Annotated in this window: 24 protein-coding genes, 1 tRNA gene and 2 pseudogenes; 11 read left to right on the forward strand and 16 right to left on the reverse strand. The window is 68.7% G+C overall.

Annotation, left to right across the window (positions count from 1 at the left end; all coding sequences use genetic code 11):
- The first annotated feature begins 173 nt into the window (after nucleotides 1–173).
- From SPR02S_RS34725 to SPR02S_RS34745, 4 genes and pseudogenes are all read left to right on the forward strand, one after another.
- On the forward strand, nucleotides 174–2381 hold the full coding sequence (locus SPR02S_RS34725) for an MMPL family transporter (protein ID WP_052347100.1): 2208 nt from the start codon (nucleotides 174–176) through the stop codon (nucleotides 2379–2381).
- 427 nt (nucleotides 2382–2808) lie between these two features.
- Nucleotides 2809–3759, forward strand: a complete 951-nt coding sequence (locus SPR02S_RS34730; protein WP_043258688.1) for an SGNH/GDSL hydrolase family protein — start codon at nucleotides 2809–2811, stop codon at nucleotides 3757–3759.
- Between the two features lie 284 nt (nucleotides 3760–4043).
- A pseudogene (locus SPR02S_RS66255) lies at nucleotides 4044–4985 on the forward strand (carboxylesterase family protein); the annotation flags it as partial.
- 224 nt (nucleotides 4986–5209) lie between these two features.
- Nucleotides 5210–5506: a carboxylesterase family protein gene (locus SPR02S_RS34745; RefSeq protein ID WP_026151128.1), complete on the forward strand. Its 297-nt coding sequence runs from the start codon at nucleotides 5210–5212 to the stop codon at nucleotides 5504–5506.
- Here SPR02S_RS34745 and SPR02S_RS56960 read toward each other — a convergent pair.
- The 6 genes from SPR02S_RS56960 to SPR02S_RS34775 form a co-directional block, all read right to left on the reverse strand.
- Nucleotides 5413–5925, reverse strand: a complete 513-nt coding sequence (locus SPR02S_RS56960) for an ATP-binding cassette domain-containing protein (protein ID WP_373283363.1) — start codon at nucleotides 5923–5925, stop codon at nucleotides 5413–5415. The genes SPR02S_RS34745 and SPR02S_RS56960 overlap by 94 nt on opposite strands.
- Nucleotides 5926–6303: 378 nt before the next feature.
- The gene (locus SPR02S_RS34755; RefSeq protein ID WP_019061636.1) at nucleotides 6304–6750 is read right to left on the reverse strand and encodes an NUDIX domain-containing protein; all 447 of its coding nucleotides are present in this window, start codon (nucleotides 6748–6750) and stop codon (nucleotides 6304–6306) included.
- On the reverse strand, nucleotides 6747–7040 hold the full coding sequence (locus tag SPR02S_RS34760; RefSeq protein WP_158697930.1) for a hypothetical protein: 294 nt from the start codon (nucleotides 7038–7040) through the stop codon (nucleotides 6747–6749). Before SPR02S_RS34760 ends, SPR02S_RS34755 begins: the two co-directional genes overlap by 4 nt.
- 258 nt (nucleotides 7041–7298) lie before the next feature.
- A complete protein-coding gene (locus SPR02S_RS34765; RefSeq protein WP_019061638.1) occupies nucleotides 7299–7766 on the reverse strand; it encodes an arsenate reductase ArsC in 468 nt (155 codons plus the stop codon).
- Nucleotides 7767–7795: 29 nt separating this feature from the next.
- A complete protein-coding gene (locus SPR02S_RS34770) occupies nucleotides 7796–8575 on the reverse strand; it encodes an aquaporin (RefSeq protein WP_019061639.1) in 780 nt (259 codons plus the stop codon).
- Nucleotides 8572–8970, reverse strand: a complete 399-nt coding sequence (locus SPR02S_RS34775; protein ID WP_019061640.1) for an ArsR/SmtB family transcription factor — start codon at nucleotides 8968–8970, stop codon at nucleotides 8572–8574. The genes SPR02S_RS34770 and SPR02S_RS34775 overlap by 4 nt, the downstream gene beginning before the upstream one ends.
- A 152-nt stretch (nucleotides 8971–9122) precedes the next feature.
- Here SPR02S_RS34775 and arsM point away from each other — a divergent pair, with 152 nt between their 5' ends.
- The 3 genes and pseudogenes from arsM (at nucleotide 9123) to SPR02S_RS34790 (ending at nucleotide 10850) form a co-directional block, all read left to right on the forward strand.
- Nucleotides 9123–9920 (forward strand): arsenite methyltransferase, encoded by a 798-nt coding sequence (gene arsM / locus SPR02S_RS34780; RefSeq protein WP_019061641.1) that lies wholly within the window; start codon nucleotides 9123–9125, stop codon nucleotides 9918–9920.
- A gap of 169 nt (nucleotides 9921–10089) precedes the next feature.
- Nucleotides 10090–10308 (forward strand): annotated as a pseudogene (locus tag SPR02S_RS34785) (helix-turn-helix domain-containing protein); the annotation flags it as partial.
- Nucleotides 10305–10850, forward strand: a complete 546-nt coding sequence (locus SPR02S_RS34790; RefSeq protein ID WP_019061643.1) for a flavoprotein — start codon at nucleotides 10305–10307, stop codon at nucleotides 10848–10850. The pseudogene SPR02S_RS34785 and the gene SPR02S_RS34790, both read left to right, overlap by 4 nt.
- Here the strand turns inward: SPR02S_RS34790 and SPR02S_RS34795 are convergent, their stop codons facing one another.
- The 6 genes from SPR02S_RS34795 to SPR02S_RS34815 all read right to left on the reverse strand — a co-directional run bounded on the left by SPR02S_RS34795 (nucleotide 10851) and on the right by SPR02S_RS34815 (nucleotide 16292).
- On the reverse strand, nucleotides 10851–12560 hold the full coding sequence (locus SPR02S_RS34795) for a relaxase/mobilization nuclease domain-containing protein (RefSeq protein ID WP_019061644.1): 1710 nt from the start codon (nucleotides 12558–12560) through the stop codon (nucleotides 10851–10853).
- Nucleotides 12557–13201 carry a MobC domain-containing protein gene (locus tag SPR02S_RS34800; protein WP_078623095.1) on the reverse strand — a complete coding sequence of 215 codons (645 nt, stop codon included), beginning with the start codon at nucleotides 13199–13201 and terminating at the stop codon, nucleotides 12557–12559. The genes SPR02S_RS34795 and SPR02S_RS34800 overlap by 4 nt, the downstream gene beginning before the upstream one ends.
- Before the next feature lie 45 nt (nucleotides 13202–13246).
- The gene (locus SPR02S_RS66260) at nucleotides 13247–13699 is read right to left on the reverse strand and encodes a hypothetical protein (RefSeq protein WP_019061646.1); all 453 of its coding nucleotides are present in this window, start codon (nucleotides 13697–13699) and stop codon (nucleotides 13247–13249) included.
- Entirely contained in the window at nucleotides 13699–14151 is a 453-nt protein-coding gene (locus SPR02S_RS66265; RefSeq protein ID WP_373283364.1) for a DUF2637 domain-containing protein, read from the reverse strand. The genes SPR02S_RS66260 and SPR02S_RS66265 overlap by 1 nt, the downstream gene beginning before the upstream one ends.
- Nucleotides 14152–14526: 375 nt before the next feature.
- On the reverse strand, nucleotides 14527–15681 hold the full coding sequence (locus SPR02S_RS34810) for a DUF3631 domain-containing protein (protein ID WP_373283371.1): 1155 nt from the start codon (nucleotides 15679–15681) through the stop codon (nucleotides 14527–14529).
- Between the two features lie 371 nt (nucleotides 15682–16052).
- Nucleotides 16053–16292: a hypothetical protein gene (locus tag SPR02S_RS34815; RefSeq protein WP_019061648.1), complete on the reverse strand. Its 240-nt coding sequence runs from the start codon at nucleotides 16290–16292 to the stop codon at nucleotides 16053–16055.
- Nucleotides 16293–16389: 97 nt separating this feature from the next.
- Here SPR02S_RS34815 and SPR02S_RS34820 point away from each other — a divergent pair, with 97 nt between their 5' ends.
- Complete coding sequence (locus tag SPR02S_RS34820; protein WP_019061649.1) at nucleotides 16390–17070, forward strand: helix-turn-helix domain-containing protein; 681 nt, start codon at nucleotides 16390–16392, stop codon at nucleotides 17068–17070.
- A complete protein-coding gene (locus SPR02S_RS34825; protein ID WP_019061650.1) occupies nucleotides 17067–18611 on the forward strand; it encodes a site-specific integrase in 1545 nt (514 codons plus the stop codon). Before SPR02S_RS34820 ends, SPR02S_RS34825 begins: the two co-directional genes overlap by 4 nt.
- Nucleotides 18612–18999: 388 nt before the next feature.
- Here SPR02S_RS34825 and SPR02S_RS63465 read toward each other — a convergent pair whose 3' ends face one another.
- Complete coding sequence (locus tag SPR02S_RS63465; protein ID WP_158697931.1) at nucleotides 19000–19857, reverse strand: hypothetical protein; 858 nt, start codon at nucleotides 19855–19857, stop codon at nucleotides 19000–19002.
- A 421-nt stretch (nucleotides 19858–20278) separates the two neighbouring features.
- Between SPR02S_RS63465 and SPR02S_RS65145 the strand changes: the two genes are divergently transcribed.
- Nucleotides 20279–20779 carry a hypothetical protein gene (locus tag SPR02S_RS65145; protein WP_245607672.1) on the forward strand — a complete coding sequence of 167 codons (501 nt, stop codon included), beginning with the start codon at nucleotides 20279–20281 and terminating at the stop codon, nucleotides 20777–20779.
- Between the two features lie 154 nt (nucleotides 20780–20933).
- Here SPR02S_RS65145 and SPR02S_RS34840 read toward each other — a convergent pair.
- Together SPR02S_RS34840 and SPR02S_RS34845 are read right to left on the reverse strand one after the other, a co-directional pair.
- Nucleotides 20934–21006: transfer RNA gene (locus SPR02S_RS34840), tRNA-Lys, on the reverse strand.
- Nucleotides 21007–21225: 219 nt separating this feature from the next.
- Nucleotides 21226–22815: a site-specific integrase gene (locus tag SPR02S_RS34845; protein ID WP_019061653.1), complete on the reverse strand. Its 1590-nt coding sequence runs from the start codon at nucleotides 22813–22815 to the stop codon at nucleotides 21226–21228.
- A gap of 155 nt (nucleotides 22816–22970) precedes the next feature.
- Between SPR02S_RS34845 and SPR02S_RS34850 the strand changes: the two genes are divergently transcribed.
- Nucleotides 22971–23222 carry a hypothetical protein gene (locus SPR02S_RS34850; RefSeq protein WP_019061654.1) on the forward strand — a complete coding sequence of 84 codons (252 nt, stop codon included), beginning with the start codon at nucleotides 22971–22973 and terminating at the stop codon, nucleotides 23220–23222.
- Between the two features lie 116 nt (nucleotides 23223–23338).
- On the opposite strand, the gene SPR02S_RS34855 is transcribed toward SPR02S_RS34850, so the two are convergent.
- Nucleotides 23339–23647: a MazG-like family protein gene (locus SPR02S_RS34855; RefSeq protein WP_019061655.1), complete on the reverse strand. Its 309-nt coding sequence runs from the start codon at nucleotides 23645–23647 to the stop codon at nucleotides 23339–23341.
- Nucleotides 23648–23703: the final 56 nt, after the last annotated feature.

Here is a 23703-nt window from a genome sequence, read left to right on the forward strand (position 1 = left end):
GATCCGGGGCTGAGCCGCGCGGCGATGGTGTAGCGGGCTACACCATTCATTCGGGAGGGCACTCCCTCGTGCCGTAGGGCCGCCGCCGGAAGGCTTGAGACCACGATCACGCACTCGATCTCGAACGCGATCAGGATCTCGACCGACCGCCGACACGGAGGCCTTCCCCAGCCATGGCTACTCTCCTTTATCGCTTGGGCCGTGTGGCCTTCCGGTGGCGCTGGTTCGTCACCCTGTTGTGGGTGGCGGTCCTCGGCGCCGTCGGGTTCGCCGCCGTCAAGGCCCCCGCCGCCCCGGACGACGGCTTCACGATGCCGGGCATCGAGTCGCAGCGCGCCTTCGACCTGCTGGAGCAGCGCTTCCCCGGCACCGCGGCGGACGGCGCGAGCGCGCGGATCGTCTTCGTCGCCCCGAACGGCGCGAAGGTCACCGCGACCGAGAACCGGGCGGCGATCGAGAAGCTGGTGACAGCCGCGGCCGACGGTGCCCAAGTCGCCTCCGCCGTCGACCCGTTCGCCGCGAAGGCGGTGAGCAAGGACGCGTCGACGGCGTACTCCACCGTCACCTTCAAGGTGACGGCCGACGACCTCAGCGGCGCCGCCAAGACCTACCTGGAACGGGCCATCGACACGGCCCGGGACGCGGGCCTGACCGTCGAGGTCGGCGGCGACGCGCTCGCCACCCAGCCCGCCGCCGGTGGCAGCGCCGAGGCGATCGGCATCGCGATAGCCGCCGTGGTCCTGCTGATCACCTTCGGCTCGCTGGCCGCGGCCGGTCTGCCCCTGCTCACCGCGATCCTCGGCGTCGGCATCAGCATGTCCGCGGTCCTCGCCCTGGGCAGCGCCTTCGGCCTCTCCGAGACCACCGGCACGCTGGCCACGATGCTCGGCCTCGCCTGCGGTATCGACTACGCGCTGTTCGTCGTGTCCCGCTATCGGGAGGAACGGCAGAAGGGCCACGCTCCGCGCGAAGCAGCGGGGTTGGCGGCCGGTACGGCGGGTTCGGCTGTGGTGTTCGCCGGACTGACCGTTGTCATCGCCCTGGCCGGTCTGTCGGTGGTCGGCATCCCGATGCTGACGAAGATGGGGCTGGCGGCGGCGGGCGCGGTCCTCCTGTCGGTCCTGATCTCCCTCACCCTGGTCCCCGCCGTCCTCGGCTTCTGGCCCAACGCCGTCCTCTCCCGCCGCGAACGGAAGAAGGGGATGAGGCGGGGCAACGGCGAGAACGGCGGCAGCCGTTGGGCCCGGATCGTCGTCCGCCGCCCGATCCCCGTCCTGCTGCTCGGCGTCGTGGGCCTCGGCGCGATGGCTCTCCCGGCCCTCGACCTCCAGCTCGGCATGCCCGGCGACGAGGCCAAGTCCACGTCCACCACCGAACGCCGTGCCTACGACGACCTCGCGCAGGGCTTCGGCCCCGGCTTCAACGGTCCCCTGACCATCGTCGTGGACGCGAAGAAGGCGGACGACGCGAAGAGCGCCGTAGCGACCGTCTCGAAGGAGATCGCGGCCACCGGCGGAGTGGTCTCCGTCTCACCGGCCCGCTTCAACTCGGCAGGCGACACAGCGGTGTTCAGCGCGACCCCCGCCACCAGCCCCACCGACGAGAAGAGCAAGCAGCTCATCCAGACGATCCGCGACGAGCGGTCCGGCATCGAGTCGAAGGCCTCCGGCGCGAGCTTCGAGGTCACCGGCACCACCGCGCTGAACATCGACGTGGCACAGAAGGTCCAGGACGCGCTGATCCCGTATCTGGCGCTGGTGGTCGGCCTGGCGATCGTCCTGCTGCTCCTGGTCTTCCGCTCGCTGCTCGTGCCTCTGAAGGCGGCGCTCGGCTTCCTGCTCTCGGTGCTCGCGGCGCTCGGCGCGGTGGTCGCGGTCTTCCAACAGGGCCACGGGGCCTCGCTGTTGGGCGTCGACCAGACCGGCCCGATCATGAGCCTGATGCCGATCTTCCTGGTGGGCATCGTCTTCGGACTGGCCATGGACTACGAGGTGTTCCTGGTCTCCCGGATGCGCGAGGCGTACGTCCACGGGGACGGGCCCGGTGAGGCGATCGTCTCCGGGTTCCGGCACAGCGCCCGGGTGGTCGTGGCCGCCGCGCTGATCATGATGGCGGTGTTCTCGGGCTTCATCGGCGCGGGCGCCTCGATGATCAAGATGATCGGCTTCGGGCTGGCCGTCGCGGTTCTCTTCGACGCGTTCGTGGTCCGGATGGCGATCGTCCCGGCCGTCCTCTCGCTGCTCGGCAACAAGGCCTGGTACCTGCCGAGTTGGCTCGACCGGATCCTGCCTCGCATGGACGTCGAGGGCGAGGCCCTGAGCCGCAAGGTCCCGGCGCCGGTCGCCGACACGCCCACTGCCCGGCTCACTCCGGTCCCCTAGGTCCTGTCTGACAATTCCCGTCGTCGCCCGGAGGGCGGCCTCGCGGCGTCAGGTGCGTGCTCTGGGGGTCCCCCCGGCCGGAGGCTGGGGGAGTGCCGGGCGTAGACCCTCGTACTGGACGTACTTGGGTCTGCGCCCGGTGCGGCGAGTGGGAGCACCTCCCACGCCCTTAAGGCAGTGGGGGAGCGGGCATGGCGTCGCGAGGCAGACGGGAATTGTCAGACAGGCCCTAGCTCCCCCAGACCGGGGCCGCCGAGAGCGGAGGCGGCCCCGCGGTGCCGGATCCCGTGGGGACGGGGACCGGCGCAAGTCCCGGGCCCGGCGACGGGGCACTCCCCCCGCCTGTCGCCGGGCCCGCGGACGTCCACAACTCACCAAGTCACCAGCTCACCGATCCATCAACTCGCCCATCAGAGAGGGCACTTCGATGAAAACCTCCGTGCAGGCCGGGGTGGCCGGGCTCCTCGCCTGCGGCACCCTGCTCACCGTCGTCCTGGTCGCCCGCGACGGCGACGATGACGGCAGCCACACCGGTGTCGCCTACTCGGCCCCGACGAAGGGCCCGTACGTGGCGATCGGCGACTCCTACACCGCGGGGCCGGGGATAACCGACCCCACGGGCAGCCCCGCCGGCTGCGACCGCTCCACCGGCAACTACCCGGCCCTGGTCGCCGCCGAACTGGGCCTGAAGGGCGGGGACTTCCGTGATGTGAGCTGCAGCGGCGCCACCGCCGCCGACCTCACGGCAGCGCAGAAGACGAACGACGGCACCAACTCCCCCCAACTCACGGCACTTTCGTCGACCACTCGCCTGGTCACCATCGGCATCGGCGGCAACGACATCGGCTTCAGCTCGATGATCAAACGGTGCGTGGGGATGGGCGCGCTGTACCAACTCACCGGCAGCGGCAAGTACTTCACCGAGGACGCGCCCTGCGAGCGCGAGTACGTCAACGGCGACTCCGACAAGGTGAAGCAGAAGATCAGCACGGCGGGCGACCGGCTCACCCGGGTCCTGACGGAGGTCAAACGCCGCGCCCCCGAGGCCCGGGTCTACGTCGTCTCGTACCCGGCGATCCTGCCCTCCGACAGCGCCGACTGCGGCCGGGACATGTCCCTCGCGCCGGGCGACGTGAGCTTCCTCCGGGAGAAGGAGCAACAGCTCAACATCATGCTGCGGCAACAGGCTTCGGAGGCGGGGGTCGGCTACGTCGACACGTACACGCCCTCCGCCGACCACAACGCCTGCGCGGCGAAGGACACCCGCTGGATCGAACCGCTCGTACCGGAGAACCCGGCGGCTCCGGTGCATCCGAACGCGCGGGGTGAGCGGGGCATGGCGGACGCGGTGCTGCGCACGGTCAAGTCGGCGTTGTAGGACGGTCGTTCACGATCCGAGGTGTCAACCCGCGAGTCCGCGACCTAAGTTGCACCCGTGGGCACTGTGAGTCACGACAACTCCCCAGGCCGTACCGATGGTCCCGGCACAGCATGAGGCGACTCGTCCTCAAGTGATCGGGAGACACATTGAGTCCTCCCCCAGCTGAAGCAGGGGGATTCCTGGCTCACGCCGCCTGCGGGTCAGCGACCCAACAGGTCTTCCACGATCAACACCAGCCGGGTTGAAACCAGCCCGGTTTGTACCGCAAAGCTTAGAGGTGCATGTGCTGTCTTGGTTCTCGATCAGCACGGCGTACGCGCTTGGCTCTCGCAACGCACGCCAATCAGCTCACCCGATCGCGTGGGCGGTCTTTCGCCCTGGAGGCGAAACCCCGTTCCCTGCCTCCGCGAGGCCGACACCTGGGGCGCCGCCTGCCCCAGCCGGTCACGGGCATCGCCGCCGACAAGGTGCCCCCGCTGAGCGAGGACTGCCTGAACCTCAACATCTGGACGGCGGCGGGCAGTTCGACCTCCTCCCGGGATCTCCGCCCGGTCTTCGTGTGGATCTACGGCGGCCGCAACAGCGCCATGTGGGCCTCGCAGCCGGTGTACGACGAGGCGAACCTGGCGGCCAAGGGCGCGGTCGTGGTGACGTACAACCACCGGGTGGGCGCCTTCGGCAACCTCGCGCATCCGGCGCTGAGTTCGGAGAGCGGGCACGGTGGTTCCGGGAACTGGGGTGTGCAGGACACGGTCGCGGCGCTGCGGTGGATCCGCCGCAACATCGCCGGGTTCGGGGGCGATCCGGAGCGGGTGACGCTGGCGGGCTGGTCGCACGGTTCGTCGTTCGTGAACATCCTGATGATCTCGGAGCTGGCGCGGGGCCTGTTCCACCGGGCCGTGCTGTCGGCGGGCGTGCAGTACACCAAGGACCCGACGCTGGGCCATGTGGCGGGCGGTTACTCGGAGTTGGCGGCGGCGGAGGCCAACGGCACGGCGTTCGCGACGTACATGGGCGCGGCTACGTTGCCGGAGTTGCGCGCGCTGACGGCCGACGAGATCGTGACGAAGGTGTACGCGCAGGGTGCCCCGGCGGCGGGCACGAGCTTCGGCAACGTACTGGACGGCCATGTCCTGCCGAAGTCGTACACGGCCGCGATGACATCCCGTACCGAGTACGACGTGCCGGTCCTCACCGGCAACAACAAGGACGAGAACGGCGCTTCACCGACGCTGACGATGACGGTCGAGGCGTACGCGGCGTACGCGGCGACGACGTTCGGCGACAGGGCGGCCGACTTCCTGGCCCTCTACCCCGCGACGACGGACGCGGAGGCGGCAGCCCAGTACAACGCCTACGCCCGCGACGAGGAGCGGGTCTCCACGTTCCTCTGGGGCACCCAGTTCCGCCTCACGGCCGCCAACCGCAGCCCGGTCTACAACTACTGGTGGACCCACGTCCCCCGGGCCAGGAGACCACCAACCCGATCGAACCGGCGGACGGCGCGGGCGCGTACCACGGTGCCGAGAAGTACTACCTCTTCGGCAACCTGTACGGCACGGATCGCCCCTGGACGGCCGCGGACCACGCGATCGCCGACACGACGTCGTCGTACGTGGCGAACTTCGCGGCGACGGGCAACCCGAACGGTCACGGCCTGCCGGTGTGGCCGGCGTTGCGGACGTCGAAGCCGGTGTCGATGGAGCTGGGCAACCACTTCGCGCCGTCCAGCACATACCGCTGATCGCAGACCTCGGCGACCGCGGCGGAGTGCGTCACGAGCAGCACGGCCGCGCCCCGCTCGGCACACGAACGCAGCGAACTCATCACGGAGTTGGCGTTCTTCGGGGCCAGCCCCGAGGTCGGCTCGTCGGCGAGGACGAGCACCGGTTCCTTCACAGCGGCCCGGGCCACCGCGATGCGCTGCCGCTGCCCGCCGGAGAGTTCGGTGGCCGGAGAGTCCGCCAACTGCTCCATACCGAGGTCACCGAGCAGCGCCCGCGCCGCCGTACGGTGCCGGGACAGCCGCGGCCCGAACGCGGCGGCGACGTTCTCCCAGGCGTTGAGAAACGTGAGAAGCCCAAGGTCCTGCACGCGTATCGGAAGGCCAGGCCTTCGCTCAGGACGACCGGTGGGGAGGCGGTGTTCATACGTCGTCTTCACCCGCTCCCCGCGTTCGTCCCCAACTGGGCGTCGGGCTTTACATGTTGGGGAATGTCAGGAAGTGACCGAAAGGCGCCGACGGCAAGATGGGAAATGTCCCGGATCTACGGAACGGGATGCTCCTGAACGCTGCGAGTCCGGTGTCCACAAGAGACTCGGAGACCAGATGCAGCCGCCGACGAGGCAGCCTGATTCACCCCGGCGGAGTAACCCCGCTGCTCACAAGAGGACGGATCGCGGGCGTTCCAGCGCAGGTCCAGCTTCTCCAGGGAGGGCAGGTCCAGAAGCCAGTCCGGTAGCAGGGTGACCGACTCCGGTACTTTTCCCAGCTGTTGGCGCCATAGGTTCCACACGTGGGGCACAGCCCGCCCCCTTCAACTACGCCCAGCCGTACAGAGACATTTGTGTCCCGGTCCCGTTGAGGTAGTGATCGAGCGCCTGGGCGTTGCCCCGGACGAAGTTCTCCGGAACGGCGTCGACGTCGACCCAGCCGACCTGCGCGTGCTTGAGGGGTTCGCGGTTCTCGGGTTCGCCGGTCCATTCCTCCGTGACGAAGACGACCGTGAGGTAGCCGGTCGGTGCCCCGACGCCCAGGGCCGCGTGGACGACGTGGACGACCTTCAGCGACTCCTCCGGCACGACGAGCCCGGTCTCCTCGTGCAGTTCGCGCACGGCGGTGGCGGTGATGGGCTCGCCGGGTTCGTTCTTGCCGACGGGGAGGTCCCACATCCCTCGGCCGAACTTGGCGTACTCACCGCGCTGGATGAGGACGACCCGGCCCGCGGCCCGGTCGTGCACGATGACGGCGGCTACCAGCAGGGTCACCGGGTGCCCTGCCGGGTGGCACCCGGCTCCCCGCCGATCGTCGTCGCGTCGCCGCCGATCGTCGCCGCGTCGCCGCCGTCGAGGTCCGTCACGACGATCCCGTCCGTGCCGGCGCCTCCGCTGAAGAAGAGGTGCCCGTGACCGGCGTCGACCAGTAGATGCGAGAAGTGTGCGATCGGCAGCGCCACCCCCGACGCCGCGTACGAGTCGGCCGCCCCGGGGACGATCACACCCGTCAGCCCCAACACCGTCGCCGCCGCGGCGAGCAGCGACATACGCCTCGTCTTCACGCAGGTCCCCCCGGACACACGATGAGGTTCCGGCCCCGGCCGCGTGGGAGGGGGCCCGGGCGTAAACCCTCAGGTCAAGTTCTGGGCGGATCGTACTACGGGGGCTACGGGGGCTAGAGGGCTACGGGGGCTACGGTGCCCTTCGGCGCGCGGAACCCCCGGATCAGACGGAGTCTGCGGCATCCCCGCGGTGAAGGTGAAGGTGAAGGTGAAGGAGAAGGAGACACGGCGTGAGCCGACCCCGCTCCCCCTGCGGGATCAGGCCGATGCCGCCGGAGTTCCGAGTCCGGGTCCGAGTTCGAGTCCGAGTCCGAGCTCGCCCAGCAGACCGCGTACCCGCCGCTCGATCTCCTCCCGGATCGGCCGTACGGCGTCCACTCCCTGGCCCGCCGGGTCTTCGAGCCGCCAGTCCAGGTACCGCTTGCCGGGGAAGACGGGGCAGGTGTCCCCGCAGCCCATCGTGATCACGACGTCCGAGGACTGAACGGCTTCGACGGTGAGCACCTTGGGCGTCTCGGCGGAGACGTCGATGCCCACCTCCGCCATGGCCTCGACCACCGCCGGGTTGACCGTGTCGGCGGGAGCGGAACCCGCCGACCGGACCTCGACCCGGTCACCGGCGAGGTGGGTGAGGAAGGCGGCGCCCATCTGGGAGCGGCCGGCGTTGTGGACGCAGACGAACAACACGGAGGGGCGCTGGGCGGCGGAAGTCATGGCGGGTGTCATGGCGGGTGTCCTTGGGGGCGGAAGTCCGGTCAGGGGGAGGCGAGTTCGGGCTCGTCGTGCGGGGCGACGACGACGGTGGCGGCGGTGGCTGCTGCTGTTGCCGCTGCCGCTGTTGTTGCTGTTGCCGCGCGATCGCGACGTCCGTACACGACCGTCACGGCGGTCAACCCGGTCACGACGCCCAGCAGTTGGGCCCCGATGAACGGGGCGACGGAGCCGGGCGCGATCCCGGCGAAGGTGTCGGTGAAGGCACGGCCGATGGTGACGGCGGGATTGGCGAAGGAGGTCGAGAAGGTGAACCAGTAGGCGGCACCGATATAGGAAGCCACGACCGCCGGGGCCAGGGCGGCACGGCCGACCCGCTCCAGCCCGAGGACGAGCAGGACCAGCCCGCCCGTGGCGACGACCTCACCCAGCAACAGGTGCTCTGCGGAACGGTGTTGGGTGGAGAACCTCACCAGCGGCTCACCGAACATGGCATCGGCCAGCACCGCACCGGCGATCGCCCCGGCGACCTGCGCCGGAACGTACGCGGCGACCTCACGCAGGCCGGGCCCCTCACCCGTACGACGGCCGGTCGCCCAGGCGGCCAGGGTCACGGCGGGGTTGAAGTGCGCGCCGGAGACCGGCCCGAGCAGCGTGATCAGCACGCCCAGGCCGAAGACGGTGGCCAGCGAGTTGGCCAACAACTGCACGCCGACGTCGTGCGACAGCTCGGTCGCCTGAATCCCGGAGCCCACGACCACGGTCACCAGCAGCCCGGTCCCGATCGCCTCGGCGGCGACCCGGCGACCAAGTGGCGCCGTCACGGGGTCACTTCGGCGGTGGTCACTCCGACAACAGCTGCTTCGGCGACGGTCACTTCGGTGACGGCCCGCGGTGTCGTCAGGAACGCGGCGAGCTGGTCCAGGACACCGGGCAGCGCCCAGTAGTACACCCACGTCCCTCGGCGTTCGCAGTCGATGAGACCGGCCTGCCGCAGCAGCTTGAGGTGGTGGGAGATCGTCGGCTGGGACAGGTCGAAGGCCGGCGTCATCTCACACACGCAGACCTCACCGCCGTCCCGCGAGGCGATCATCGACAGCAGGCGCAGGCGCACCGGGTCGCCCAGCGCCTTGAACACCTTCGCCAGCTCCGTGGCACGTACGTCGGCCAGGGGCGCGGAGGCCAGACCGGGACAACACGAGGCGTCCTGACCAACCACTTCGCTCCCCCACTCCCCCCGATCACCTCAAGCTCTTGTTTCGACATGCCTCTATATTGACGGCTTTCGATTCAAGGCGCAAGGTTGCATCAACGAACGCCAATACAGCCCGCTACGGGGCTCACCATGCCCCACCCCACTCAGGAGTGACGATGCGCGAACAGTCCACCGACCTGCGCGAAACCGTCCGCCGCCGATACGCCGCCACGGCAGTGAAGGTCGCTGAAGGAGCCGGCACGGCATGCTGCGGACCCGAGCCCCAGTCGCAGCCCCAGTCCCAAACCCAGCCCCAGCCCCAGCCCGTCGAGGTCGACGAGAACTTCGGCTCCGCGCTCTACCCCACCGCCGAACGGGACAGCCTGCCCACCAAGGCGGTCGCCGCCTCCCTCGGCTGCGGCAACCCCACCGCCGTCGCCGAACTCCGCGAGGGCGAACGCGTCCTGGACCTCGGTTCCGGCGGCGGCATCGACGTCCTGCTCTCCGCGCGCCGCGTCGGCCCCACCGGCAAGGCGTACGGGCTGGACATGACCGAGGAGATGCTCGCCCTCGCCCTCGCCAACGCCGAGAAGGCGGGCGCCACCAACATGGAGTTCCTCAAGGGCACCATCGAGGCGATCCCCCTGCCCGCGAACACCGTCGACGTGGTCATCTCCAACTGCGTGATCAACCTGTCCGTCGACAAGCCCGCCGTCTTCACCGAGACCTTCCGCGTCCTCACCCCCGGCGGCCGTATCGGCGTCTCCGACATCGTCGCCGACGACACCCTCACCCCCGAACAGCGCGCCGAGCGCGGCGACTACGTCGGCTGCATCGCCGGCGCACTGTCCTTCACCGAGTACCGCACCGGCCTGGAGGCGGCCGGCTTCACCGGGATCGACATCACCCCGACACACCCGGTCGCGGACGGCATGCACTCGGCGGTCATCCGGGCCACCAAGCCCCGGAGCTGAACAGCACCCGGCCGAAGGAAGTTACTTGGGTGCTGCGTAGCAGGTCAGCCCATGGTGTCGAAGTCTTGGCGGGATCTTGCTGGGTAGGTTCCGGATGCTGCCTCAGTGTCCGGAACTACCAGGCACGTCAGCACAGTTCCTGCCGCACCGTCCGCTCACGCATCGCTGGCGCCGGGGCGCACTCTGGCTGGAGACCGCCCGCGCCTACAGTCACCAGGGCAGGCCCGCCGACGGCTACCAGGCCCTGCGCATCGCCGAGAGCTGTGCGGCTCAGGACATCCGCCGCCCGGCCGTACGCGAACTGGTCGCCGACATGGCAGCCCGCGACCGCCGCCGGGCACTGCCCGAACTGCACCACTTCAGCCGCCAACTGGGAGTCCCCGCGTGAGTGGCCGGCCCGACAAGCCGTTCCTCCAGATCGTCGCCTGCGCGGCCGGGGTGGCCACCGACGTCGGCAAGCTGATCACCGCAGCGCACGAGCGGAACTGGGACGTCGGTGTCGTCGCCACCCCGCAAGGGCTCGGCTTCCTCGACGTCGAGGCGGTCGAGGCGCAGACCGGTCTCCCCATCCGCTCGGCCTGGCGGACACCGGACCAACCGCGCCCGACCCGCCCCGCAGACGCGATCGCGGTAGCCCCGGCCAGCTTCAACACTGTCAACAAATGGGCCGCCGGGATCTCCGACAACCTCGCCCTGGGCATCCTGTGCGAAGCACCCGCCATGGGCGTACCGGTCGCCGTGCTGCCGTACCTCAACTCGGCCCAGGCCGCCCATCCCGCGTACCGCCAGAGCCTGGAGCGATTGCGCGAGATGGGCATCCTAATCGGGTCGTACGAGCCTCATCGGCCGAAGGCCGGCGGTGGGGCGGATCGGTATCGCTGGGAGGAAGTGCTGGAGCTGCTTGCCCCGAAACTGTCCGCGAGGTCGTAATCAGCGCCGCCTTCCTTGCGGCGGTTGCGAGGTCGGGATGGCGGCGGGTGTGTGGCCTGCGGCATCCGGGAGTTGTGGTGCGCTGCCGCTCCGTACTGTGCTGCGAGCCTGTGCCGCACGGGCTCGTGCGCTGGGTGCCGGTCGTGTGCTGAGGCGTTGGATGCGCCAGGTCAGGACTCGTGCCGGGGAGTCGGCGTCGTCCAGGGCGCGTTGATCGGCGGCCTGTTGGAGGAGCTGCTCCGGATCGTGGCCGGCTGCCTCGGCCTCGGCGAGGACGGCGGTGAGCGCGCCGAAGGCGGGGTCTTCGACGACCTGCTCGGCATGGTCGGGGACAGCTTGGCGCAGGTGGTAGATGTGCCGGTCCACGGTCTGCTGCGGTGGTCGGCGTTGGGCGAGGGCAGCCAGCGGTACGGCGGCTGCTTGGTCGTAGGCGGCCTGGAGGTGGACCAGGGTCTGGTGGGCGGCGGCAACCTGCTGGTCGTGATGGCGGAGTTGGTGCCAGCGAGCGGCGGCGATGACGACCAGGATCGCGGCGTCGAGGAACATCGCCAGGGCGGCGCCGTCCTTTGGGGCGGGCTCTCGGAGCATCGCGCGTACGGCGCCGCGCAGGGCGCGGGCGTGGTGGTGATCGGCGCGGATGCGGGAGCGGGTGGCGCGTTCGAACGCGGTGGCCGCTTCTCGGAGTTGGTGGCGCACAGTTTGGGGTGTGACGAGGGGAAGGGCGTCGAGAGCTTCACCGAAGGCGGCGAGGTGACCTTGGGAGGCTTCGTCGTCGGGTTGGTCGAAGTGGTGGGGGATGCGTTGTGCTGCGGCGGTGGCCTGATGCCAGGGGTTGGGCCTGCGCGGGCCCGACTGGCCGGTGGGCTGCGGCCCCATGCTCGCCAGGCGTTCTTGGATCTTGGGGAGGGACAGGTCCGGGGCGAGTTTGGAGCCGGAGTACCAGATGGGAGCCTGGGCGTCGTCCGCGACGGCGACCTTGTATCCCCGTACGTCGCCTGAGGGGAAGTGCACGACCTCGACGAGCACGCCGTCGATGTGGCTAAGCAGGTCGACGAACTCCTCGATGGTGGAGGCGGCGGCCACGACGGTGCGGACGGTGGTGCGCAGGCGTTCGCGGGCGGTCTTGTCGTGGCCGGCGCGGCGGGCCTTCTCCTGTTCGGCGCGGGTGGGGCGTTCGGCGGCGGTGCGATCTCCGCGGACGACCTGGAAGAGGCCGTATTCCTTCTCGATGGCGGCGAGTTCGTGGTCGGCGGTGAGGTAGTCGTTCCAGTGGCGTGCGGTGCGCAAATCGGCGCGGACCTTGGTGGCGGCGATGTGGATGTGGTCCGGCGCGTGGCGAACGGCGACCCAACGGCAGCCGTCCGGATCTCCGTCGGGTGCGATGCCGGTGGCCGCGACGACGCGGCGGGCGATGTCGGCCCACTCGTCGTCGCTGAGGTGGCGGTCGGATTCGGCGGCCCGGATCGAGCAGTGCCACGTGTGCTTCTCGGGGGCGTGGCCCAGTCGCCGGGCCTGTTTGACGTGCAGGTCGAGGTCGGCCACGAGGAGCTTTCGAGTGGCGTCGAAGTCGTCGGCGCGGCCGGGGTCGGGGGCGAAGCCGTCCCAGGAGGCGACCAGGTGAGGGTCGGTGTGGTCCTTGGCCTTCTTCGTGTCGAACAGGTACCGGATCAGACCGGCAGTGTCCGTGCCGCCGCTGATCTTCGCGATCATAGGGCGGACCTCTTGGCGACCGCTTGGTTCGCGGCGGACGCGATGTGGCCGACGGTGGCGCCTACTGCCTCCAAGGCGGGTTCGACCTGGGCCAGCATGGCGTTGTCCCCAGGGTGTGGATGGCCGCCGGAGTGGAGCTTCTTGGTGATCTGGTTGATGTTGTGGCCGATCCAAGCGACCTCGCGGCGCAGGGCGGTCAGTTCGTCGATGTAGTCGTCGAGGGGTGTGCGCTGGCCGGGGAGGGCGAGGTCGCCGTGGAGGTGAGCCATGACGACGGCGCCGACGTAGTGGGCGCCGGCGATGTTCAGGGACCGGGCCTTGGCGAGGATCGCGGTCTTCTCGTCGGTGCTGTAGCGCACATCGACGCGCTCTTTGCGCTGGACGGATTCGCGCTGACGGCGGCGGGCGACGCGGTGCAGCGCGGCGGCATCGGCTGCTCGCGGCAGCGGAACGACTGGGGTCTCGACGAGCTTGTCCTCCTCGGGCACCCCCTGGTGCCCGAGCCTCTCCGCCACCCCCGGGGCGGAGGCACCCCCGTTGGACCGGCCCTTGGACGGTCCAACGGGATACCTTGCTGGCTGGGTTGCCGTGGTGGTCATCTCCCGTTGGGTAGTGGGGAGTTCGTAGTTCGGGTCGTGCATGAGGGGGTTCTCCGTGGTGCGTTCGTGGGGCGGGAAGCGGTCGTCTCAGAAGGCGCGGGCAGATGCCCTGTCGCCTTCGGCCCGCCGCTGCGAGGTGGCCTCGTCGAGTTCGGTCTGCAAGGCGTCTTTGACCTTTTCCGCGTCGGCCCTGCCGATGGACAGGCCCTTGTCTCGTATCGCCGCCTCGATGTGGCGGCGCGAAGCGCGGCCTCCTCGTCCGAGTGGCGCGTTGCGGGCGATGGTGAGGAGCTCCTCGGAGACCGTGCTGGACTCTTTGCCTTCCGGCTCGTCCGAAGGATGCGGGAGCTCCGGCAGATTGGCGGCAGCCCGCGCCACCTCGGTGTGCCGGTCCGCCGTTTCGAGGGCGGCTGACTGCGGCTGACCGGAACCGTCTTCCGTAAGGCGGGCGATCTGGGTGCTGTTGTGGCTGCGGTCGGCAGCGTTGTGGCGTTGAGTGGCGTCGGCGGGCTCGGCAACAAGCTGGTGGATCTGCCGCATCAGGACACCGAAGGCCAGCAGCGCGGCGGTCGGGGGGGGACCGCGGCGACCACGTAGTCGAGCAGGGGCACGGCGCCGGTGCCACCCGTGCCACTGACGCCCGCCACGTTGAGTGCGATGGAGCCGACCGATCCGGTGGCGGTGAGGGCGATGGCCCACCCGTCGGTCGCTTGGCGCAAACCGGCGCGGAGCATGAGCAGTTCGCCCGCGATGATGAACGCGTCGAGGGTCGCGGGCCAGGCCCACTGGCGGACCGGGGAGTTCCTGAGCCCGTGTTGTCCGGCGACCTCGGCGAGATGCGCGTACGAGAGCCAGAACCCACCGGCCGTGAGGGCCACGATGACCACGCCCGCTGCGATGAGCGTGAAGCGCTCGGCGGCCTGCTGGGTCGTGGTCGGCCGTCCCTCGTCGGGGCGTTCGTCTCGGCTGCTGGCGGTGGAGAGTTTCGTCAAGCGGGGTGCTCCTGGGCGTCGGCGTGTGGTCCGTCTTTGCCGTCTTGGCCGTTGCAAGCGCAGGTCAGGGCAGGTACGGCACGAGGTTTGGTCTGCCGTCTCGGCCGATGCCGGAGACTTTCTCCGGCATCGGCCGAGACGGCTTAGTAGTGCTGTGCCGTCCCAGCGGTTGGCGCTCTGACCTGCGGCGATACGGCGGGGACGGGCGGGACGGCACAAGACGGATCGGGACGTGGTCCCGGCCCCGCAACGCGGCCTTCATGATCGCGTTGCCGTCTTGCCCCCGGTTGCCGTCTTGTCTGCATGCCGTTTGACCTGCGGGATCACGGCAGGGACGGCAGGGACGGCAGGGACGGTTATCCGGGGATGCGGGGCTCAGCCCGAGGCGGAGGCGCTAGGCCCGGCGTCCACCGGGTGGACGGTGGGGCAGTAGCGCCGCCAGGCGTCGAGGAACTTGTTGCGGATGTAGCCCTTGCGCTGGGTTCCGTCGGCGAGGCGGACGTTGCCTGGCTTGATGACGTACGGGCTGAGCATCCGTGCCAGTTCGCGGGAGTCCAGCCCGTTGCGCCCCCACTCTGCCCACGGGGCCTCTGCGTCCTGGCGCAGGTGGTAGAGCAGCTCGTCCGTGGAGAGGCTGTCCGCCTCGCGCTGGGCGGCGAAGACCCGGCGGATGTCGGCGAGGATCCGCGCGCCGCCGGGTCGCTCCTCCTCCGCCTCGACCTCTGTGGCCACCATCCGCGCACACGCCGTACGGGCGCGGCGGGGCCAGGACCCGGCGGCCAGGTCGGCGACGATGACCAAGGGCTCCCAGGTGTCGGCCGCCCGGTCTTCCACCGGCATGACCGGCTCCAGCTCTGCCGCCTCGTCCAGCAACGGCCTGGCCCAGGCAGCGATGCGGTCGCGCAGTTCATGCAGGGCCGGGATGTCGCGGCGGGAGCGGAAGGGCTTGACCTTCTCGCCGTCGGCCCGGCGCCGCATGCGGATCACGATGGCCCGGTCCATGATCGTGTCGGGCAGGTCGCCGATCCCCGCGATGGCCGCCATGGCGAAGGTCGCGAAGCGGTGCGGAGTGTGGTCGTTGCCGACGACCCGGGTGACGTACCGGTTGCGCTGGTGGCCGGCGTTGAGCAGGCCGCGCATCTCCTCGTTCTTCTCCGCCACCTTCGGGGTGCCGAAGATTGTGTCCGCCTCGTCCACAAGAAGCGTGGGCGGGTTCTCCTCGGTGATCGACCGGAAGATGGCCGCCGGTGTGGTGTTGATGGTGAGCATCGGCTCGTGGACCGTCTCGGTCAGCACGTCCAGCAGCCGTGACTTGCCGCACCGCTTCGCCGGTCCCACCACCGCCAGACGCGGCGCGTGCTGCCACGCTGGCTGGAGATGCGTCGCCGCCACCCACAGCGTGACCGCGTCCAGCGCCTCGGGCGAGGGCAGGATCACGAACTTCGCTATCTGCGCACGCAGTTCATCCAGCAGCGCCGAGCCGGGCGTCGGCTCCGGATCCGGCACCGCCTCCTCGGCAGGCTGTCCCACCGAAGTGGCGTCAGGCGCAACGTCGTTGGCGGACGTCGGGGCTTCGCCGGCCTGGTGGCCGAGTTGGCCGGGGACGGTGACGGGCGGCCACGAGGGCTTGCCGGAGTCGGAATAGGGCTCGGCTCCCGCATGTTCCACGGGGCAGCTCCTTTTCTGGCGGTGGCGGGCGGGTGCGCCCTGGCCGCCGGGTTGGTTCTTCACGGGCCGGTTGGGGTTGCTCGGGCCTCCGGCGTTGCACCGCCGGGGGCCCATCCCCGTCTCGCGGGCACCAGGCCATCGCGAGGGAACACGGACCGTACGTCCACACCCGGCAACAGTCCAGCGTTTCTGTGTCAGCTCAGCGCAGAACCGTTTGCTACGGTGCCGCGCCATCACGCCGCCAGACCCAGCAGATCGAGCAGATCCGCGGTCACGACCCGGTAGGCGTTGCCCAGCCGCAGCACCTTGCACGGGTACTCGCCCCGCTTCGCCAGCTCGTACCCCTTGCTCCGCCCGAGTCCGAGAGCACGGTTGCCCGTGTCCAGTTCAACGGACACCGGGAGGGCGAGAAGCTCCTCCCGGCTCATCCCCTTCGAGTCCTTCATCCGTCCGGCCGTCGCGTCTTCGCGCATGCAGTGCGCCCCTTTTCGGTACAGCCCTCGGCGAACGTGGCCCTCACGTCCGGCTCCAGGCGTCTACCAACCATCATCGGGAAGCTAATGTGTCTTCATGACACAACGCGGTGTGGATGCTGATGAGGACGAGGTTCCCGAGTGGGAGGACCGGGTCAAGGCCAACGTGGCCGGCGAGGTCCGGCGCAGAAGGAAGGAGATGGGATGGAGCGCACAGGACTTGGCGGACCGGTGCGAGCAGCTCGGGCATCCCATCCCGCGCAACGTGATCGCCAACATGGAGTCCGGCCGCCGGGCCACTCTGCCCCTCGTAGACGTCATCGTCCTGGCCGCCGCCCTGGAGACGTACCCGGTCTACCTGATCTTCCCGGTCGGCTACGTCGACCGAACCCAGGAACTCCCTTTCCAGGACCTCGTCCCCACCTGGGACGCCCTGCGTCGCTTCACCGGCGACGAGGACGTGGCCTTGCACGACGCGGGCCTGGTCCCCGACTTCGAAGTGCACAGCAATCTCGTACGCACCGCCCTGGCCGCCCTCGAAGAAGCAGAACAGGCACGGTTCGCAGCCAAGACCGTAAGCAACCGCGCCCAACAGGAAGAAGCCGAGCGCAGGCGAACCAAGTACTCCGACGAGGCCATCTCCGCCAAGTACAAACTCCGCTACCTCCGCCGCGACCTCCGCGACGAAGGCGCCACCCCGCCCTATCTCCCACCCGCCTTGGCCGACGTCGACCTGCCTGAAACCGACCCCAACACCACCCCGGAGGAACGCGTTTGAAGGGCTCCACCCACCGCCGCTGCTACTGCCGTGACCCGAAGTCCGGTAAGCCGCTCGGCAAGAACTGCCCCAAGCTCTCCAGCCGCAAGCACGGCTCCTACTCCATACGCCAGGAACTCCCGCCGCACGAAGACGGCACCCGCCGCTCCTTCAGCCGCGCCGGCTACGAGTCCCTCAAGGACGCACAGGCGGACCTCGACCACGTCCGCTCCCTGCTCGCCCTGGCGGAGAAGGACGACCCGGACAGCCTCCGGCGTCTCGTCGACATGCTGGAGGAGGTCGCGGTCGAGAAGGTGCCGCTCTCTGCCATCGAGGAGACCCGGCGCCGCCTGAGGGCGGGACTGGCTCTCCGTGGCAGCCTCACCGTCGGCGAGTGGCTCGACCAGTGGTTCGCCGCGAAGAAACGCCGCAAGACCACGCTCAACGGCTACGCCTCCCACATCCGCGTCCACTTGAAGCCGCGCATCGGGCACGTGCGCCTCGACCGGCTCAACGTCGGTCACTTGGTGGAGATGTTCGACGCGATAGCCGACGAGAACGAGGTGATCGCGGCCGAGAACGAAGCCCGCCGCGAGCAGATCGCCCGCTGCAAGCCGAGCAAGCCCGGTCGCCCGGTGGGAGCCGAGCGGAAGCTGCTCGCGGCCGAGCGGGCCAAGCTGGACGAGATGAAGCCGTTCCGGAAGATCACCGGTCCGGCCAGTCGTCAGGCGATCCGTCGCACCCTGCGCGCGGCCCTCAACTCCGCGATCGCCCAGCAGCTCATCACCTTCAACCCGGCGTCCCACGTCGAGTTGGAGTCCGGCAGGCGCCCGAAGCCCCTCCTGTGGACCGATGAGCGCGTCCGGCGATGGCGGGTGACGGGTCAGATCCCCGGCCCGGTCATGGTGTGGACGCCACAGCAGTTCGGCGCCTTCCTCGACACGGCCGAGCGCGACCGGCTGTACGCGATCTTCCATCTCATGGGCACCCGTGGCCTCCGGCGCGGTGAGGCGGTGGGACAGGACTGGCACGAGATCGACCTCGACGCCGGCCTCATCACGCCCGCCAAGGAGATCGTGGTGGACGGCTGGGACCCCTACGAGTCGGAACCCAAGACGGACGGCAGCGCGAACACGATCGCGCTCGACAGCACGACCATCTCCGAACTGCGCGACCACAAAGCCCGCCAGGAGAAGGAGCGCGCACAGTGGGGCGAAGCCTGGCAGGACACCGGCAAGGTCTTCACGAAGGAAGACGGCTCGTGGCTCCACCCCGGGACGGTCTCCGAGACCTTCCGCCGCATCCTCGCCACGACCGACCTGCCGCCCATCACCCTGCGGGACCTACGCCACGTCACCGCGACGCTCACGCACGGCGGTGGCGGTGACATCCACACGGTGAAGGAGACGCTGCGGCACTCCACCATCACGCTGACCTCGGACACGTACACGAGCCTGCTGCCTGAGCTGGACCGTGAGATCGCCGAGAAGGCAGCAAAGTTGATCCCCAGGTCGCGTCCGGCCGCTAATGATTCGGCCGCTCAAGTCGCGCGCAATGCGTAGGTCACAGTCACATCCGCTAAGGCAGGCCGAGGCTGCGGGCACCGACACGAGGAGGCTCATCCTGTACGCGGGTCGAAACAGCACCCGCGTACAGGCCGAAGTCCATCGGGCCCTTATGGAGACGAGGGAATTTAGTCCCGCTCCCGCAGTCTGCCCCTCATAGCGGCGCGCTTCCGCCGATGCTCCCACCAAGCCACCCACCACAGATAGCGATATCGGGATTGCTTTGGCATGAGTAGCCGTACCAAAGCCAGCGGCAGGAAGAAGAGAAAAACGATAAGTAGGAATGCCCACCACGGCATCCCTTCGGTCGCACTCTGAGGGATCTCAATCATGATTCAACGACTCTCCGTATGGGAAGGTTGATCGACTCGGCCATCCGGTCCGATCAGCGTCGAATCTTGAGTACCGATCCCTTCAGGGTTACCTCATATCCGTGCCGCCGGGTAGAGATTTTCGCATCGCGCACCCCGATCACGGGGTCAGTCAGTGCGAGCGCAACATCCTGCGCGTAGGGATATCCCGTCCATTGCGCTGCCCACTCGTCGCCCTCCCCCCAGAGTCGCCGCTGGGGGTCGTCGTACCCCTCAACCTCCGTATGCCCCATACGCTCCAGCGGGTCCCAATACCAGTTACCCGTGGCCCAGCGCCGGCCCGGGTCAGTCATAGACATCCTCACAGCAATGCTGGCTAGCAGGGTTTGAGCATCAGCGGTCATGACTGGTAGTGCCTCGCAGAGACGCTTCTCCTCCGGCAGCAAGGGGGTATCGAGCGACAGCATTCGACGATCGGTGTCGCTCAATCGTCCAACCACTTTACCGTTTGGATCGTCAGTGACTACCAGTTCCCCACCTGTCGGAACATGCTCCAACACGTAGCAAGAACCGAACACTCCACCCCTAAGACGCATACCTGGAACCCGCAGGTAATCTTCACTGTCCGGGACGAGATACTGCGCAACGTTCATCGGGGCGTCCGCGATAAAGATCAAACGGTTCCAACGCGGCGAAACCTTGATCGTATACCACGTCAGGGTGTTGATCGTCCATTTCTTCGGCGATGCACCCTCGTCGCCTCGATTGAACAGGCCAAGGGCTAGCATTGCATTCAACTGACGCTGTTGCGGTGCGAAAGAATCCAAGCCGTGCGAACGATCGTTGGGGATTCCCGCAAGTGCCGCTTTATACAGCTCACCCGAGTACTTCATACGGGAGCGTGCGGCCTGCTTTTTCACTGAATTTGACACGCAAAAACCTCACTCGCCCCCGGTAGCGTTTGAGTGGCACGCCAAAACAGATGCTTCCTGCACCGCTTCCACAGAGTGAGTGCACTAACACCCGTGAGACGGCGATTGCAGTACCGGGCCCGCACGCCGGAGCTCCTGGGCCTCTGCGCCCAGTCGACAAAGGTCGATGGCGGGCAGGGTACCTCAGTCGGAGCCCTCCCGCGCAACTCCCCTTCCGCTACAGCGAGATGAGGTCGACTGCGACGGTCAGTCACCCCTCCTGCGTGGCATCTGCTCAAGCCATCGGCCCGGAGGGGCGAAGTGATCACGAACGCACAGCGAGCTAGAACCGCGCCTCGGCGTCCCGCCTGATCGCTAGCAGATCTCCATGTTCTGGGCCATTTCCACCCCCTCTGGCGAGCACGGGCGTCATGCTCGGTCCATGGGACGAAACAGCAAGCGCCGCCGGAGCGCACGAGCTGCCAAGGCGGGGCGCGATGTCAGGCCGGACCTCTCCGAGATCTCCCGTGTCCGGACCGCGAAGCGCCTGCGCGCAGATATAGCAACGTGGATGGAGAACCCTTCCAAGGGGCCGGGGGCCTCGTTCATCGAGGGTGAGCACCCTTCAGATCCCACCGCGGTGTGGGCGATCCTGATGGGCTGGCTTGTCGCGGCACGGGAGCAGATCACCGAGGACCAGGCGCGCGACGCCGTCACGTGGGTCTCCGACAGCCTGGGAATCAATCACGATGACCTCGTCCAAGCGGCAGGGTTCATCGGCCATCCGGACGCGCCGAATCTGACGCTCAACGAAGGGATCGAGCACTACGGAGGCAACCCGATCACGTTCACCCTGTACATGGTGATGCTCTGCGGTGGCCTGGTTGCGACGGTTGGCGACGCCGATCCGGATTGGCTCAAGCAGTTCGATCTGACGGCATGACCAAGTCTGAGGCTCTCCCAGCGGAGCGTCCCCGGCACATCCGCTCACGCATCGCTCACGCAGACCCCCGAAAACACCACAGCGTCCGAGTCGACCGAAGCCGACCCGGACGCTGCGTAGCAGGTCAGAAGGGGTTTCCCTCCCCCTGCACCGGTAGACCCTGTGGGACTCGAACCCACAACCAATGGATTAAAAGTCCAGCGCTCTGCCAATTGAGCTAAGGGTCTTCGTGCTCACGTATTCTGCCAGTCCTTCCCGGACGACGCCAGAAACCCCCGAACCTCGCAGGTCAGACGGGTGATGCGCGCCCTCTCGCCCGACGCGATTCGACGCTTCTTATCGATCTTTCCCGGGGCTCACCGGAACTTCCGAGCGAGCCACGAGCGAGCCAAAAGGGCCCCGCCACCAGGTGGTCAGGGCCCTTCGTGCTGTCCTCGCGGACCACGTTACTCCTTCACTGAGGCCGCCTTCGGCGTGCGCCGCCGCGCTCGAGGAACGGCCGCGGCGGACGCCTCGACGAGCTTCTCTTCGTACTCGGCGAAGAGCGGCGTGTAGGTGTCCGCCGTCAGCACGATGGTGCTGTGCCGTAGCTTCTTCGACGCGTCGTGGATGTCGCCGCCGCCAGCCTTCACCAGGCCGGCCGCGCAGTGCCGCAGATCCCGGAGATTGATCGGCGGCAGCCCTGCCCGGTGCATGATCCTGTCGAACTCGCGGCTCACCACGTCCGGGTGGAGCCAGGAGCCGTCTTCCGCCGTCCAGATCTTCCCGGTGTCGAGCCAGTCGTACGCCTCCTCGCCGCGCTCCCGCTTCTCGGCGGCCTGCGCGTTCCACGCCTTCCGCTCGGCGCGCTGCTGCCTCCTGCGGTCCTTCAGCACCTGGACGGTCTCGCGGTCGACGACGACGGCCGCCATCGACTGGTCCGTCTTGGGAGCCGTCTCGATCAGCTGCGATCCGTCCATCACGATCTCTTCGAGCACGTCCAGCCGGGGCGGCCGGCCGTCGAGGTGCGCGTTGTCCCAACCGGCGCCGACAGCCTCACCGCGGCGAAGCCCGTGGTGCCCGATCACGTGATAGATCGAATACAGGCGATGCCCTTCGGCGGCGTCCAGGAACTCGCCCAGTTGCTGGGGTGTCCACACCATGACCGGGCTCGGGATGTCGCCCGTCTCCCGCCACCGTGCCACGCGCTCGGGCGTCCACAGCAGACCCGTGGGCCGGGCCGCCGCGTCAAGCTCGACGTGCGCGGCAGCGTTGAAGGTGATCATCTGCTGAGCGATCGCCGCGTTGAGGGCGGTCCGCAGTGTGCGCCGGATCGCCTGTCGTGTGGCTGGGCCGTTGGCTTTCCGGTACGGCTTCATCTCGGCGAGCTTCGCCCGCTCGGCCGCCAGGCGCTCGCGCTCCTTCACGGGTGGCCGGCCGGGCTTCCCCCATCTCGCCCGCCGCTCCTGCTCGCGCCGCGCCTGGTTCTCCGCGCGGATCACATCGGACTCGTCGGCGATCTTGGCGAACATGTCGGCCAGGTGCCCGACGGCGATCCGGTCGAGGCGGAGGTGCCCGATCTTGGGCTTCAGGTGGTAGCGGATTTGCGACTGATACCCGCGGCTCGTCGTCGGCCGCGTCTTCTTGCCAGCCATCCACCGATCGAGCCAGTCGCCGAGGATGGTCTTCCCGTCGAGCGGCACGCCGACGCCGAGCTTCCGGGACACCTCGGCCGGATCCGGTAGAGGCTCGCGGCTGCCGCTGAGTTCGGCCAGGAGGTCACTGACGCGGCGGACTGCGTCCTCGTCGTCTCCGGCGAGGTCGAGGATCGCGCGCACCTTGTCCAGGTCGCTCTGCGCGTCCTTGACCGTCGGGTAGCCGGTGCGGCGGAAGATCCGGCGCGTGCCGTCCTCGCCTGGCGGTATCTCCTGCTGTAGCTGATAGGTGCCGTGGCTCCGTTTCGCGAGCTGCGGGCACGACTTGCCGAGCCGTTTCCGGTTCCCGTCTCGGCAGTTGCAGCGCCGCGTGATGCTGCCCGCTCGCCGCGTTCCTGACATGCGCGTCCTCCGCCATCAGTGCGCACTACGCACGCGTTTCGTTGGTGACTCTTCGCGGAAAGCTACGTCGCTTGTTGATTCTTTTCAACCCATGCCATAACGTGCGCAGTGCTGCGCAGTACGCACGGACGAAACCTTGTACGGGAGTTGGCGACATGGCCCTTGAGGCGAGCACGGAGCCCCTGGGGCTCACTGTCGGCGATCTACTGAACCTTCCGCCGACGACCGACATAGTGACGGCCGGGAAGGCATTCGGGATGGGCAGTACAAAGGCCTACCAGCTCGCCAAGGCCGGCCAGTTCCCATGCAAGGTCGTCAGGCCCGGCGGCTCTTACCGCGTCGTCACCGCCGACATGCTCCGCGTCCTCTGCGTCCCGGAGAGCACCGAGGACGCTGTGGCGGCGTGACCTCCGACCTGTAGACCACTCTCCATCCCCCCCACCAGCGGGCCCGGCCTCCCCTCCCCCCCCAGAGGCCGGGCCCGCTTCCATACCAGCTCAGGAGCGGCGGAACACCTCGGTGCTCACAGATCGCGGGCGGCGATCCGCTTCATGTGGTGATCGAAGACGGCCGCGGCCTCCGGGTTGAGCCGAGCGAGGGTGACCATGCCGGTGACGATGACGTCGCACACCTCAGCCTCGACGTCCTGCCACGAATGCGATACGCCCTTGCGCGGGTTCTGGCCGGTCGCGCCGATGACGGCCTCGGCGACCTCCCCCGCTTCCTCCTGGATCTTGAGGACCTGGAGGAGGCGGCGCTGCTCGACGGGCAAGGTGCTGTGTTCCTCGAAGCGAGCGGCGAGGCGGGCGATGGTGTCCCAGGTGCTTTCCATGCAGGTCCGTTCCTTGTCTCGTACAGGATGAGCGAGGCGCCCGTCCCCACGTGTGG

It is taken from the genome of Streptomyces prunicolor NBRC 13075, assembly GCF_000367365.1.
Taxonomy (GTDB): domain Bacteria; phylum Actinomycetota; class Actinomycetes; order Streptomycetales; family Streptomycetaceae; genus Streptomyces; species Streptomyces prunicolor.